The 15,427-nt window shown below is 64.4% G+C and carries 6 protein-coding genes and 1 pseudogene; 2 read left to right on the top strand and 5 right to left on the bottom strand.

Annotation, left to right across the window (positions count from 1 at the left end):
• Nucleotides 1–833: 833 nt before the first annotated feature.
• The 4 genes from ACH413_RS33125 to ACH413_RS33110 all read right to left on the bottom strand — a co-directional run bounded on the left by ACH413_RS33125 (nucleotide 834) and on the right by ACH413_RS33110 (nucleotide 9,105).
• The gene (locus tag ACH413_RS33125) at nucleotides 834–1,784 is read right to left on the bottom strand and encodes a LysR family transcriptional regulator (RefSeq protein ID WP_360047432.1); all 951 of its coding nucleotides are present in this window, start codon (nucleotides 1,782–1,784) and stop codon (nucleotides 834–836) included.
• A gap of 217 nt (nucleotides 1,785–2,001) precedes the next feature.
• Nucleotides 2,002–3,801 (bottom strand): LuxR C-terminal-related transcriptional regulator, encoded by a 1,800-nt coding sequence (locus ACH413_RS33120; RefSeq protein WP_360047433.1) that lies wholly within the window; start codon nucleotides 3,799–3,801, stop codon nucleotides 2,002–2,004.
• Nucleotides 3,802–4,424: 623 nt separating this feature from the next.
• Nucleotides 4,425–6,677: a LuxR C-terminal-related transcriptional regulator gene (locus tag ACH413_RS33115; protein WP_360047434.1), complete on the bottom strand. Its 2,253-nt coding sequence runs from the start codon at nucleotides 6,675–6,677 to the stop codon at nucleotides 4,425–4,427.
• Between the two features lie 16 nt (nucleotides 6,678–6,693).
• A complete protein-coding gene (locus tag ACH413_RS33110) occupies nucleotides 6,694–9,105 on the bottom strand; it encodes a LuxR C-terminal-related transcriptional regulator (protein ID WP_360047435.1) in 2,412 nt (803 codons plus the stop codon).
• 857 nt (nucleotides 9,106–9,962) lie between these two features.
• Here ACH413_RS33110 and ACH413_RS33105 point away from each other — a divergent pair.
• Nucleotides 9,963–10,367, top strand: a complete 405-nt coding sequence (locus ACH413_RS33105; RefSeq protein ID WP_360047436.1) for a hypothetical protein — start codon at nucleotides 9,963–9,965, stop codon at nucleotides 10,365–10,367.
• Between the two features lie 440 nt (nucleotides 10,368–10,807).
• Here ACH413_RS33105 and ACH413_RS33100 read toward each other — a convergent pair.
• Nucleotides 10,808–11,685 (bottom strand): annotated as a pseudogene (locus ACH413_RS33100) (IS3 family transposase).
• Between the two features lie 1,725 nt (nucleotides 11,686–13,410).
• On the opposite strand from ACH413_RS33100, the gene ACH413_RS33095 reads away from it, so the two are divergent.
• The gene (locus ACH413_RS33095; RefSeq protein ID WP_360047437.1) at nucleotides 13,411–14,196 is read left to right on the top strand and encodes an SDR family NAD(P)-dependent oxidoreductase; all 786 of its coding nucleotides are present in this window, start codon (nucleotides 13,411–13,413) and stop codon (nucleotides 14,194–14,196) included.
• The last annotated feature ends 1,231 nt before the right edge of the window (nucleotides 14,197–15,427 follow it).

Raw genomic sequence — 15,427 nt, 5'->3', positions numbered from 1 at the left:
AGACCGAAGCAGGGATGCACACGCCGGACACACTCACCGTGAGTATCACTGTCGGCGGGTGGTCACCGATAGAATCTGACAAAACGCCAGGAACGGTGACAGTCTGTAACCTAGCCGGGGTGGTCGACCCACCCCGCAGCCGTGCGTCGAACGGACGGCGGCACCCGACAGGCCCAGGATCACTCCCGCACTCATATCGATGTGAGCACAGGCACATACCGCCATTCACCCGCGCGACAATGACGGAGAAAAGCGCAACCCGATCACGCGCGGCACGTAATCCGCGCCGCGCGTGATCGGGTTTTAATATCAAATTTTCTGATTCGTCCCCTGATATTCCAGAACAGGACACGAACACAATTCTGCACCCAATGAAGGAAATGCTTGTCCTGACTCGACAAGAATTTCAGACGGACCGAATGCATACCGCCCCAGCTGCAAGCGAGAGTTGGGTTCGGTAAGCCTGAACACGCGACGACACAGCGCGGTTCGAACAGTCAGCCCCTGAGGCGGAACGCCGTCAAGGAGATCGGTGACCCGGACGATGAAGGAGGACGTTCGCCGACAGCCCTACGCCGCCTGGGGCCACGTGGGTGGGCCGAGCAGGACGCCATCACAAGGCGTCAGCCGCGTCGAGCACCCACCGATCAGCCCGGCAGAGGAACACTTCACGTCTGGAGGAAAGCCGGAGCACAGGCAGTCAGCCGCCGAACTCGACCAATCGTCAGCCGTCCTCTTGGCTCGTCCTGCCTTCATCCTGTACCTCTCCCTCCTGGTCACAGTGACCGAGGGGGTCGTGACGGAATCGCGCTCCAGGACTTCGTGGACTGCTCTCATGCTGCACCTGCCGAAGTGTCGTCGGGGATTTTCACTGCTGTTCGATCGAGGACCGCGTTGCCTCGCAGCCCAGAGGCACACAGCTGGCGGACTAGCGTCGCGAGATCACCGCAGCGCGAGCCTGCGGGCCATGTCGCCCAGGTACGCCGGATCAGCGGGGCTCCTGCCAACGGCAACCACGACACCGCACGAGGCAGGCTGTGGTGGCGCAGGGCGGGGGCCAGGGCGAAGGTGTCGCCGACGCTGACAGCCGCCAGTTTGAGTTCGTCGGTGGGCGCGCTGACATCAGAGGCCGCTTCGTAGATCCCGTGCCGGCGCAACGTCGTGGCGACCTCGTCGTGCCAAGCGGGACAGTCCGATCGAGGGAACCCCACCCATTCCAACCCCGCGAGCGAGTCCAGGTGGATGCCGTCGGGACCCGCATACCTGGACACGAGACGCAGTGGGAGCAGCACACCCATCGGCTCCTCGACGAGAAGCTCGACGTCGAGATCTTCCGGCGGGCGTTCGCGGACCAAGCCGAGGTCCAGCTCACCGGTCCGCAGCGCGGCGATCTGCCGGCTGGAGGACAACTGCCTGATGGCGAAGCGGACCGTCGGCCGCCGGACGGCAAAGCCGGCGAGCGCGTCGGACAACAGATCAGGCGGAAGTTCGGCGGGCATCCCGATCCGGATCAGGTGTTCGTCATCCGGCCTTCTCGTCAGCATGTCGACGACCTGGTCGTGCCTGCTCAGAATCGCGCGTGCCTCCGGCAACAACACCACGCCTGCTTCCGTCATCCGGATACCGGTGTTGCTCCTGAGCAGCAAAGTCACACCGAGCTGGCGCTCGAGGCCCTGAATCGTCTGTGACAGCGCTGACTGACTGACGTACAACTGGCGCGCGGCCGCCGACAGACTGCCAGCCTCGACAGCCGCCACGAAGGCGCGCATCTCACGCATCTCCATTGGCTCCACCGTTCCAGGTTCCTTTTGAAGGGCCGGACCTACTGGCTCCGGGTGACCGTCGTGACGTGCACACCAGCGGATGTGCGGAGTGTCGCCACCGCCGCTCCCTTCCCCGTTCGGCCTCGGCACTGCCCCAACAGTCCCTCAACCAGGCCAAACGAGACAATCGGTCGGACTACGTAGATCCTCTGGACAGCTACGTACGTACCGGCGGACGTCAGTCGCCCTCGGAGGTCGGCAGCCATCGAGCGAGTTGGGTCCGGGAGGTCAGCTGGAGCTTGCGCAGGATCCGGTCCACATGCGTCTCAGCGGTGCGCTGGGCCATGCCGAGCCTGTTCGCCACCTCGCGGTTGGTCAGCCCCTTCGCGACCAGTCGAGCGACTTGGCGTTCCCGGCCTGTCAGCGGAGTGGCCGCGGCGGTCCTCCCGCCGTGACGCCGGGGTTGGCTGGAGCCACGTCGGAGTGCGTGCTCGATGCCGTCCTCGTGGACGACACCCCGCTCGAAGGCCGACGCGTAGTCGGTTTCCCCCAGCCTGTGCATGATCCGCTGAACGTACCGGCCGCGCAGCCGGGCGATGGGTGCGATGTCGAACACCGGGGTCGTGCCGAGGTCGCGCCGGATACGTGCCGAGACGCCCAGCAGCTCCGCCGCCCAGACGTGGCTTCCGCTGTCCGAGGCCGTCCACGCCAGTCTTTCGGTGATCTGCGCAGCGCTGCGCAGATCACCGAAGCGATGCGCGATGTGAAGGCCTCGCAGGAGATCCGCCTCCGCGTTGTCGAGGTCTCCGTTGCGCGCGAACGCGGTCCCGCGTGCGAGCAGCAGGTAGCTCTGCGCCCAGACGTCGTCGTTCCTGCAGACTTGAGCGTGCAATGCCCGTTCGGCCGTCGAGATCGCCGCCGTGATCGAGCCCACCCAGGTCTGGATCTCGCTGATCAACGACAGGGCGAGCAGGTTGCTGGCCAGGTCACCGGTGGCCTCGAAGCACTCATTCGCAGCGACGGCCAAGCCGAGTGCCTGGATCAGACGACCCTGCAGGGAGAGTGTCACCGCCAGCACCAACCAGACCAGGCCAAGAAGATCGTCATCCCCGTTGACCAGTGCCCACCCCTGGGCTTCCCGCAACGAAGCCGGACCGGCTGCTGCCTGTCCAGCGGTGAGTGCCGCGGCCAGCACCAGTCCCAGTGCGCGATCACTGCCTGGTTCCGGATTCTGAGCCAGCACGTAGGACAGCCAACGGCTCCCCTCCACCACCTCGCTGTGAGAACTGAGCCAGTAGAAGTGCAGCGACACGGCGAGCCGAAGCCCATTCGCCCGCTGACTCTCTTCGCTCGAACAGAACTCCAGCGCGGCGAAGATGTTCGACCGCTCATCGCGCACTCTGGCGAGGGCGCCGGCCTGGTCGCGCCCCTGACGCCATCGACGCTCCTCATGACCTGCCAGTCGTGTGAAGTACTCGCAGTGCCGCATCGCCAGACGCCTGTACTCTCCCGACGCGCGCAGGTGATGCAGTCCGTATTCGCGAGAGGTCTCTGACAACCGGTAGTACCCATCCACAACGGACACAACGGACTTCTCAACGAGCCGCGCGAGCGTTGGTGCGATCTCGGCCCGGTCGAGGCCATCGCCGCCGCACACCACCTCAGCAGCGGCGAGATCGAAGGTGCCAACGAACACGGCAAGACGCTTCCACAGCAGTTTTTCGGCCGCGACGCACAACTCGTACGTCCACGTGACGCTGGCCAACAGCGACCGCTGCCTGATCGGCGCGAACTTGTTGTTCCCTTGCAACAGCAGGGAGAACCGATCGCGCATCCGATCCACGACGTCCTCGAGGGGCAGGATTCTCAGCCAGGCGGCGGCAAGCTCGATCGCCAGCGGTGATCCGTCCAGCGCCCGGCACAGCTGGACGACCTGTTTCCAGTTGTCCGCATTAACGACGAACCCTGGCGCTGAAGCCGCGGCGCGGTCGGCGAACAGCCGAACGGCTTCCAGGTCTGCAGCAGCGAAGAAGTCCACGACGGCGGGGACCGCGAACGGCTGGAGTACGAACGACTGCTCGCCGGGTAGCCGCAGCGGCCAACGGCTGGTGGTCAGCAACCGAACAGCGGGCGCCTCTTCCAGCACCGAGGCCACGAACCGAGCGCAGTCGGGCGCTAGGTGTTCACAGGAATCGAGGAGCAACAAAAGCTTCTTGTCGCTGAGGTACCCGAGCAGAGAAGAGGCCTTCGGCAGACCGAGTGCGGCTGCGACGGTGTCTGGAACGAGCGCACCGTCAACGACGGCGTCCAGCGGGACCGGCACGACCCCGTCGGGATAGCGGTCCGACATCTCCACGGCGGCACGCAGCGCCAGTCGAGTCTTTCCGACCGCCCACTCACCGGTGATCGTGACCAGGCTCGAAGAACTCATCATGGACCGCACCGAGTCCAGTTCGGACTGACGTCCCACGAAACTGGTCAATTCAGCGGGCGGCCACCCCGGTGGCCGGAAAGGGTGCTCGGTCACGTGGTTCAAGTTCCTGTCCTCGTCGGCGGCAGGGTGCCGACACGGAGCGGTTCGCCGCAGCCTGGAGCCTACGACCGAAATACTGTCCACGCCTTCTACCTCAACAGCGACTCACCCGAACGGACCAATACCGCTCAACGATTGCCAGGATCTTGGACCAGCCAGGCCACTATCTGGACCCGCGATGTCAGGCCGAGCTTCTTCAGAATGTTGTGCACATGCGTCGCCACCGTTCGGGGAGAAATCATCAGCGTCGAGGCGACATCCTTGTTCGTCGCGCCTTCCCCGATCAGTTTCGCGATTTCCAGTTCCCGAATGGTCAGCACAGAGGGGCGCGTGCTCCCCCCGCTGGGCTTCAGACCGCTCAGGACGAAGTCCACGGCCTGGTCGACGCTGGAACTGGCACTCAGGCCGGCGGAGAAGTGACCTCGCAGGTCCGCTCTGTCGACCATGCTCCTGGTTCGAGCGGTGCACTCGTGATGTGGTTCGAGCCACGTTCTGGAACCGAACATCACCCGGCAGCCGGAGAACCGCCACATGTTCTCCGCCACCCCCAGGAGCTGGCCCGCGGAACGTCCTTCTCCGGTCGCCGCGGCGATCCAGGCCAGCAGTTCGACGCTGAGGGCAAGTCCGACGACGTCACCGAACCGGTGCATGATCTGGATGCTCTCGACAGCATGGGCGACAGCCAGCTCGTACTTCCCGACTCGCCACTCGCACAACGCCAGCGCGTACAGAGCCGCACCACGCTGCAGGTTTTCGGTTCGCACCAACGACGTGCTCGCCAACTGGATCGCTTGGTCGGCATCTCCCATGAACAGGACGGTGATCGCCAGAACCGGAGTCGCGTCGACCGTCAGGGTGCCCGCCTGGGTCAGGTGGTCGAGTGCACGAGCAGGATGGTCGGCCAGCAACATCGTGGTACCCGCGAGATTCAACACGTCGGCCAGCACATCGTCGTCTCCTGCCCTGTGGGCTAGCCACACGGCCTCCTCGGCGAACTGCGTACCGGCGTGCCCGTCGCCGGTCCTACCGGCGGCCAGGGCACAGATTCCGGACACCAGGGCGCGGTCGCCCTCCGAGATTCCGGGTACGGCGGCGGCCCTGCCGGCCCACCTCCTTCCTTCCTCGGGGAATCCGCAGTTGAGCCAGAACCGCTCCAGCAGAATCGCGAGCCTGACTCCGGTGTTCGTCCGTTTCCGGTCTGCGAAGCCATGTTCCAACGCCGCCAGCACGTTCGCACGTTCTCGCTTCACAGCGGCGATGTCCGAGATCCTGCCCTTCCCCGACCAGGCGGTCTTGAACCGCTCGGCCACGCGCAGGAAGTGGTCGTGGTGTGCATCGCGCACCTCCTCCAGAACTCCGCTGGCGACGAGTTCCTGCTCTCCCAGCGCCCGCGTCACTTCGAGCATCCGATAACGCGCGATTCTCTGGTCGGAGTCCCTGGCGACCACGGACTTGTCCACCAGGCCTGCCACAGGTCCCAGGACCGCACCATCACTGTGGAGGCCGGAGATGCGCGCGATCTCCGTGGCCGCCTCCAGTGTGAACCCGTCACGGAACACGGACAGGTACTCGGCGAGTACGCGCTCTTCCGGGGTGCACAGCTCACGGCTCCAGTTCAGCGAGGCGGCAAGTGTGCGCTGCCTCAGCGGCCTTCCCGGCCCACCACTGAGCAGAGTGGCGCCGGAGAGCAGGCTCACGATCTCCTCCGCGGGAAGCACCCGGAACCACGTCGCGACGAACTCCAGTGCCAGCGGCAAACCGTCCAGCTTGCGGCAGATCTCGAGGATCGCCGAGCTGTTCTCCTGACTGAGCTCGAAATGCGGAACAGAGGCGGACACCCGGCGCAGGAGCAGGGTGACAGCGTCCTGTCCCTCGATCGCACGGACATCGGCGATCGTTGCCGGGATCGGCAACGGTTCCACCAGCATCAGGTGTTCACCCTCGACCCCCAGCGACTGCCGGCTGGTGGCGAGCACGAACACCCCCGGCGCGGCAAGCAGGATCTCGCGGAGCAGTGCCCCACAGGCATCGACAACGTGCTCACAAGTGTCGACGACGAGCAGCACGACCTTGGCCCGAAGATGATCAAGCACGGCGTCAGCGCTGGTTGGCACCCCCATCGCGGAGGCGACCTGCTCGATGACCGTCTCCAGATCATTCGACTCACCGAGCTCGACGCCGTACACCCCGTCGGAGAAGGTGCCGGCCAGTTGGACGGCGAGCTGGTGTGCCAGCCGAGTCTTGCCGACGCCGCCTGGCCCGACCAGGGTCAGCAACCGGCAGCGTCGGAGTAGTGCCTGTGCCTGTGCGAGCTCGGCTCGCCGCCCGACGAAGCTCGTGGTCTCCGCCCGGAGGCGCGGCGTGAGATCCGAGGACTGCACCTCGTGCCTCCGGTGGTCAGTCTTCGATCGTGGGCACTTGTTGCTGGTCGTCCGTCTCGCGTTGGACGGCCCAGGACGCGATCTGCGCGCGTGAACTGAATCCGAGCTTGCTGAGGATGTTCTCAACATGGACCTGGGCGGTGCGCTGCGCGATCAACAGGCGCGCTGCGATCGCCTTGTTCGTGGCACCCGCGGCGATCAACCGCGCGACTCGCAGCTCCTGCCCGGTCAACACGGACTCCGGCACGGCCTGACCGGACTGCGACGTCTGCTCGCCGAGCACATGACTTACGGCGACGTCCAGATCGTGGGCCAGATCGAACCCCTCCTTGAAGGCATCCCGGAACCCACGTTCGCTCAGGCTCTGGACAAGCGCGTCACGGCAAGCGCGGTTGGGCACGATCCACGTGTCGGAGTCGAGCATCGCCTTGCCACCGGTGAACGTCCAGATTCGCTCGCCCACACCGAGCAGGTTCGCGGCACGGACGGAGTCGCCACATGCCGTCGCGATCCACGCCAGCAGTTGCACGGCCACCGCGAGCCCGTTGAAGTCGCCGAAACGGTGTTTGAGCCGCACCGAGCTCTTCGCGTTCGCCGCCGCCTCCGACCAGTTCCCGAGCTGCCACTCGGCCAGCGCGAGCCCGTACAAGGCGTAACTGCGATGGCACTGTTCCCCCTTCTCCTCAGCCAGTCTGATCGCTTCCCTGGCCGACGCTGCGGCCTGCACGTGATTACCGGACAAACCGGATACCATCGCGCGTCCGGCATGGGTCAACACCGTGTAGGCGCCAATCTCCGGCGCCACGTCGAAGTAAGAGACCGCCTCTGCGTAGCAGGTGTCGGCCGCGATCGGGTCACGTTCGAAAACCGCGAGGACGAAGGCCCGAACCGCGAGTGCCAGGGCGATCTTGCCGGGTTCCCCGCTGGCACGGGCCATGGCCTCCACTTGTACGGACTCGTCGACGGTTCGTCGGTGGTCCCCCAGCCCGAGTGCCGTGTAGGCACTGAGCCACAAGACGTGGAAGCGCAGGTCGGGCCCGAGGTCCTCGACCTGCAGCACGCGGTCCACCCACCACCGCGCCTCACCGAACAGCCCGCAGTTCGTCCAGTAGTAGCCCAGTGACACCACGAGCTGGGCGCCGAGCACCGCTTGCCCCGGATCTTCGAAGCATTCCTGGAGCACGGACCGGAGGTTGGCGTGGTCGACTCTCGTGAGGCCTACGATTTCGACCTGGTCCGGACCGAACCACTCCGACGCCCAGCGTCGCGTCCGACCGAGGAGATGATCGCGGTGACGCATCCGAGCCGCTCGCTCCTCCGGCGGGGTCAGCTTGGCGATGCCGAACTCACGCAAGGTCTCGAGCATGCGGTAGCGGGCCGATCCGCGTACGTTGCGATCCCTGATCAGGATCGATTTGTCGACCAGGCCAGCTATCAATCCCAGCAATTCCTCCGGCGGCAGGTCATCGACCACGCCCACCTCCCTGGCGGCGGCCAGCGTGAATCCGCCGCGGCACACCGACAGCCGGCTCCACAGCGTCTGTTCGGCAGGTGAGCAGAGTTCGTAACTCCACTCGACCGCCGCGGACAACGACCGGTGGCGTGCAGGCTGTTCCTCAACCCGGCCGGTTCCCAGCAGGGCGAACCGGTCGCTGAGACGCGTCAGGATGTCCGAGAGTGGCATCTCCCGCACACGTGCGGCACAGAGCTCGATTGCCAGCGGTATTCCGTCGAGCCGCTGACAGATCCGCGTCACCGTGGCGACGCCGTCAGGGCTGAGGCCGAATCCGGCGACCGTTTCCCCGGCCCGCTGCTGGAAGAGGGCGACGGCGTCGGCACGGGCGACTGACCCACGTCCGTCCGTCGATTTGAACGTTGGAAGGGGCCCGATCTGCAGCAGGTGCTCCGCCGCCGCCTGCAGCACGTGCCGGCTGGTGGCCAGCACTCGAACGCCAGGTGCCGCGGCGAGAACGTCGCTGACGAGGGCTCCGGAGGCTTCCGTCAAGTGCTCACAGTTGTCGAGCACGAGCAGGAGTTCTTTGTCCCGCAGGAAATCGATGATCTGCGCGGGCGCGTCCTCTCCGACGTCGCGCAAACCCAGCTCGATGGCCAGTGCTTGAGGAAGGAGACGCGGATCGCCGACGGTGTCGACCCGCAGAAACCGCACACCGTCGGTGAACAAGCGGCTCACCTGCCGCGCCAATCGCAGCGCCAGCCGAGTCTTGCCGATACCCCCTGGCCCGATCAACGTCAACAACCGGCTGGACGCCAGCAGTGCCTTCGCCTCAGCCAGTTCGGCCCGGCGGCCGACAAAAGACGTCTCCTCAAGCGGCAGACCGGTCTTCAGGTCCATCGGCGCTCCGATCTCACTGCTGACATTGAAAAATGTGCTGCCAAATTCTGCCTGGTCTGACGGCCAGCCACACATCAGGCGATACCGGATGCGAAGTGTGCCGAGAATTCACGGTGTGTTGACGTCCAACGTCCTTCAGTCACATCTCCCGGGTCAGATCGTTGATCCTGGCGACCTGTGCGAGCGCCGAAGCATAGCCGCACGAGGCCACCGAAATGCCTCGATGCGACGCCGAAGTCACCCACCTCCGCAGTCCTTGTGGCAAAGCGCCATGACAACACCGCGGTCTCTGACCGCGACCGATGCTGACCAGTGCACCAGGTGAGACACGTTCCAGCCTCCTCTGCCCGTCCTTCCACCAACATGGAGCCGCCGCGACGACGCGGCGACCTCATGAAGGGCAACAAAGTGTGTCCGCGAGTGCAGGGGAGCTGGGCACATCTGGAACTCCGTGGTCCTGCGACTCTTTGTGTACCAGTCTCATCGCGCTCGCCCGCACTGAGCCCTTGGGCCTTGTTTTGTGGCCATCGGTGCAGTTGCGGAGAAGTTGCGTGATCGACGCCTCTTTCGTTGTGCATGCTATCGGCTGGGCGCAAGAACACATCTCATTCACCTGCGTCATGGGAGTCGCGAGTGGACACTCACCTGGGCAATTGAGCACTACCGCTGTTGCGCATCAGCTGCGGGCGCAACCGCCAGCCGGTCCGACCGCCTTGACTCTTGGCCGACAACCGGCACCGACACGTTCTCTGCGATCAGGCGACGTCTCCGAATCTGGCCGCGACGTCTGAGAGACGACCCTTTTGCTCGTCGGCGCACACCAATGCCGATGAGCCTGGCAGGAGCGCGGCACGTCCGCGCTCCTGCCATCGGCCGGAACGAACCGGCTTTCGCAGCACCTATCGACAAGTCCCCAAGAACGGAGAATTTCCTTGCAGGTCACGCTGAAGAACATCAAGATCAAGCGAGTGGCGGCAGCCGTAGCAGCTGTCGCCACCATGGCCACCGCCGGTGTGCTCTCGACCGCCGCGCCCGCGTCGGCGAGTACCGGCCCGGGATGGCTGACCGTCTGCTCGTACGGCAACTACGCCTCGTACGTCAAATTCCCTGAGCGTGGTGGATATTCGACGTATCTCGTCAACAAGGGTGACTGCCGAGACTTCCAGGTCGGCGGAAACACCACGATCGAGCCCATCGAGGTTCGTGGCGTTTACAACACGTCGGGGAACACGTTCTCCGTGCAGAAGGGCAGCTTCCGCGGTAGCAAGGGCGGAGTCGTCCAGACTTACGGCACCACCGCCGCCGGCAACCACTGGGCCATGGTTCCCTCCGTCTGATCTCAGGGTCCCACGGGGGTTCCCGGGCCGAGCATCACCGCCCCGGGAACCCCCTGCCTCCCTACCCAGCAGCTGGTATGGCTCCAGCCCGGAGCCATACCGGTTCCGGGCTGGCGTCCAGCTCCTTCGCGAGCACGGTCCGCATGCAGGTTGACGGGACTGCCGCAGGCAGGAATTTACGAATCCCTCAACCTCGTGAGCAGGTGTTCACACTCTTCAGCGTGACGACGAGCGATGACCCGTGCACAACTTCCTGCTGTGCCAGCAAGTTGTTTCCGACCTCGGCAAGGACCAGTGATGCGGTTCGGTGACGTCATCCGCAGCAGGACGCACGCCGTACCACCAGGACCAGACGCAATGCCGTGTAGTTAGGCCTGGGTCTGCTGCATGGATTGGTGACATCTTGACCTGCCCCATCGGAAGGGTTCCGGTCGTTGTGGCTAACTGGCGGCGGTGGTGGTGTCGTGGTCGGAGCGTAGTTCGTACTCGATCGGGGTGAGGTAGCCGAGGGCGGAGTGCCGTCGGCGGCGGTTGTGGAAGATTTCGATGTGGTCGAAGATCGCGTTGGCCAGCTCCACGCGGGTCTTCCATCGTTGATGGTTCAGTAGCTCGATCTGCATCGATGGCCAGAAGGATTCCATCATCGCGTTGTCGAGGCCGTCGCCGATTGTTCCGAAGGGATGGCAGCAGACCGGCTGAGCGGATCTTGTCGCCGAAGACCCAGGAGGTGAACTGGGTTCCGTGATCGGCGTGGACGATGCCGCCGGGTTCGGGGCGCCGGTTGCGGATGGCCATCTCGAGTGCGTTGACGACCCCGCGGAGCTGTGTGACCCGTGCTGGACCGGGAAGTCCGTGGATGCCGGCCTGGCTCATCAGTAGCCATACGGTTCGTTCGCAGACGGTGATGCCCATGCCCAGAGTGAGTTCGGCGCGCACCCGTCGATGGCCGTAGGTGCCGCGTGAGGCGACATGCACTTCGCGGATCACGCCGGTCAGCCAGCGGCGTCGGCGAGCCTGTCGATCACCGGGTAGAACCTTGTGGGCGAGGGCGATCCGTCCCCAGGAACGTCGCTGCCTGACGCACAATCAACAACTCGGTCCCGAGCTCTCGAATCCGTTGCCGAGCAGCACGTAGTTCGACGGACTCGCTGCTCGGGATGCCTGGAATCTCGCCCCGATCGATCCGATCCTGCTTGACCCACTTCGACAACGTCACCGGATGGATACCCAGGTCCACTGCGGTCTGCTTCTGCTCTCTACCGGCCCGAACCAGCGCGACGGCACGCGCTCGGAACTCGGCGGGGTACGCACGGGGCACAGTGCACAGCCTCTCGAACAGGCCGCCAGTTAGCCACCAACTCTGGAACCCATCCAGTAGGACAGGCCACACTGTCACCTATTCGTGCAGCAGACCCCAGCCAAGCAGACCCGCGAAACAGCAAGCCCTCGTCTCGGCATTCGCACACGAAGTTCGTTGCACTCGGCCACAAAGCCACAAAACCGCGCGTGCGCCACACCAGATTCTCGCTGACTCCATCACGGCAACCACCTGACCTGGATATTTCACCCAGAATATTCACGAGCAATCCAATGCAAATATAAATACAACACGAAACTCCCTACTTCCAGTCGTGTTCACTCCGCTGACCGGTCGCCGGAATTCGACAGTTCGACCATCACGCCGCATTACACCGACCGCCTTTCGAGGCAATCACACCTAGACCCGAAGACACATCGAATCCATTACTGCGCCATTCGCGACCACCGCGAGAGTTCACAACAGCACACGAATAATGTTCCGCCGAGTGTCGCATCAACTCGACGTCGACCATAGCCATAGGGCACTGCTATCAGCGAGCGTCGCCTACGGCCAGCCATTCGACCACTACGCCCCGAACGAGCTCGCCAACGCCCATTCGTTCATTCGTTCATTCTGCACCAATCGTCGACGAACGCATGGCTACCAGGGCCCGCACTACGACACCTTTGGACATGTCATCCCTGAGTCACTTGCCTGCGAGAATCTCCTTTGGTGAACTCGCCTTCAAGAACAAAGCCCCTCACAAGGCGTTGTTCACTCGGGACGTCGCACCATCAAGATCTGAGGAGGTGTCAACTTGGCAATGTATCCTTGGCCGCCCGACTGGCGCTGGTGGATGACCGCACAGCGTTGATCGCGGTTGATTCGGCGAGTGCGCTGGCGAGGCACTCGAAGGGCGCACAGCATGCCGCCTCGCTCAGCGCCCGATGTACGACACAATCAAGGCTGGTTGGTCACCCACACACCTGGACCAACTGGCCGTCAGTGAGGGCGTTGCCCAGGTCGGTCTCGGCAACGCCCTCACGTACACCCGATCGTTCTACTGCCGACCTCAAGCAGCGCAACACGTTTGAGAGTGGTGAGAAACGCATGCCAAGGCTCCAATCCGCCCGCAACTTGGAGCCGCCTCGAAGGTGTTTCCGAACCCTCCGCAACCTGCGCCGTCACTCCACAACGCACCTGTCGTGGAGGTGATCCCTCGGTGCCCTGGCACTTGAGATGTGCGCTGAAACGGCAGAGGGCCATGGAGCGCCGAACCGCGCAGCAGCACGACCACACCTGGTAGCCCCCAACTTTCGCGCCGCAACACAGGCCAACACATTGGCGGTGCAGGTGCTGTGCGACGCGATCGCCCAGCACCATTCCGATCCGGGAGTGATCACGCACTCCGACGGAGGCTCTCTGCACACCCTGCCAGACACGCGCACGGCAGACCGCAAGCGTGCAACCTTCGGGCAGGAGCCGTCTCACCTCGCCCGGTGCCCGCTTGCTGCAGGCCACGCGAGGGATAGCCCTCAGCTCTTCGCGATGGCGGATGAAAGATTCCACACAAGCTCTTCATAAAACACGAAGAGCAGCGACGACGGCGCAAGTGAAGATCATAGGTGCAGCCATTCGTGCCCGCCAGAACAACCTTCTACTGCGGTTCGGGGTTGCGTATGGCGACCGGCTTACGCTGCGGGCGCTGCTTGGTCGAACCCACTGCCGTTCAGGGAGTTCCCGATGAACAGGTACAAGGACAAGTCCGTAATCATCACAGGAGCGGCCGGCGCCATCGGCGTCGCTGTCGCGGCACGCTTGGGCTTCGAAGGAGCGAACCTGCTGCTCGTCGGCAGCGGCCGCACTCCGCTCACGACGGCCGCCTCTGCTGTGGAGAACGCCGGCGCGAAGTTCGCGACGATTGAGGCCGACGTAACCACGGCGGACGGTGTGCAGTCATACTTGGCCGCCGCCACCAGCACTTTCGGCCGCGTCGATGTTCTGATCAACCTCGTGGGCGTAGAAGGGCAGATCGCGCCGCTCACAGAGCAAGACGACGACGCCTTCGACCACGTGCTGCTGACCAACACCCGATCCGTCTACCTGGGCATCAAGCACGCGGCGCCAGTGATGATCGGACAGGGAGGCGGGGTGATCATCAACATGTCCTCGGCCGCCGGGGTCATGGGCATGCCGTTGTTCGGCCCGTACGTGGCGAGCAAGCACGCCGTCTTGGGTCTCACCAAGAGCGCCGCGGCGGAACTCGGCGCCTACAACGTGCGAGTGGCCGCCGTGATGCCCGGGCCGATCGAGTCCCCGATGGTCGAACGACTCGAGCGCGGCGTCGCCGCGGTACTCGGATCTGTCGAGGCAGTGCGCGCCACCTACACCTCGCTGGCCGCGAACAGGCGTTACGGCACAGTGGACGAGGTCGCCTCAGCCGTTGCGTACATCGCCAGCGACGAGGCTGCTCACATGCACGGCACCTACCTGCGGGTGGACGGCGGAATGTCGGCCCTGTCGGCCTGAGCGCAGTCGGCCGGCCGCTCAGTACAACGAAACAGCTGGTACCCAGCTCCACGGCATTGGCGACGGCACTCGCTGAGCAACTCAGCAGTCGTCGAATACGACAACGCCACCGATGCGGCCCTCACGACATCGGCCGACGGCACTGCCGCCAACAGTTCATCCCAGGTGAGGCACGGAAGGCAGGGACGTCGTTGACGCAGAATCGTCTCGACAACCGACGCACCACTCGGCAGCGAAAACAGAAGCGGTGTCCCGCAAGTCCATTCAGCGATCATCACGTCCGAGAGGTTCAGGCGGAACCATCAAATGCACCTTCTTGCGTGACACTGTGTTCTGCATCGTTCCACCACAACGCCTGTCCGATATTCCTTCGCGAGTGAGACCTGCAGGGCGCCGGCTGAACCGTTCCGGGACGGCAAAAACACATTCGGCTCGTGGCCGGTGGTGACGTGGAGTGGCCATCAGGGCAGAAGGACGCGGTGGCGAAGAAGGTCGAGCCCGGCCGCCTCCTTGCACGTGTCTCATGATCCTCTTCGCGAGGGTGACGACGTCTTCGGTGCGGCCGTTGTGGTGCGGCTGACAACGGCACCGTCCACAACGGACCAGCCGATCTCGACTATTGGCGCGAGCTTCCCCTCGGCGGCTCGGAGACTTCGCGCAGGGTCTGACAAGACCTGAAGGAAGTCTTCCGCGTCAGCACCGAAGAAGTACCCGACGACTTGAGATCTTGGGCGGTCGTTGTATCGAGATCCGAATCCAGTGATCCGGCGGCTGGCCGAGCAGCGCGGGGTACATGGCTAAGCACAGCGCGACTGCATCCGGCAGGACAAGGCCGACCGCGGCGAGCGCAACGACCGGCCTACGACCAGCGAGTCGAAAGATGTGCAGGCTTCGGTGGGAGAACGCGGAACTCAAGTGTGCCAACGCGATTCTCAAGGCCGCGCGCCCTTCTGCCGCGGAACTCGACCCGGCGACGGTCGCAGGGCAGTCACAGCTTCGTGCTGCTTCGGGGTCGAGCCCCCTCTTCCGGGTACTCGGTACCGCCTCCTCCGTCTACTGTGACTGGTCCCAGCGCCGGACAATCCGCTCACCGCACCAGAACGAGGATCCGGTCGCCGAGATCGTGGACATCCGGCATCCCGTGGGCGCATGCCATCCTCCGCGGCCACCGGATCCAGTTGTCGCGCAAGCGGGCCGAGCGGTTGATGCGCGGCCACGAGCTACAGGGCGC

The sequence above is a fragment of the Lentzea sp. NPDC020367 genome, from assembly GCF_044387305.1.
In the GTDB taxonomy this organism is placed as follows: Bacteria; Actinomycetota; Actinomycetes; order Mycobacteriales; family Pseudonocardiaceae; genus Lentzea.
Note: the sequence above shows the minus strand (reverse complement) of the source record. Positions and strands in the feature narration are given on the sequence as shown.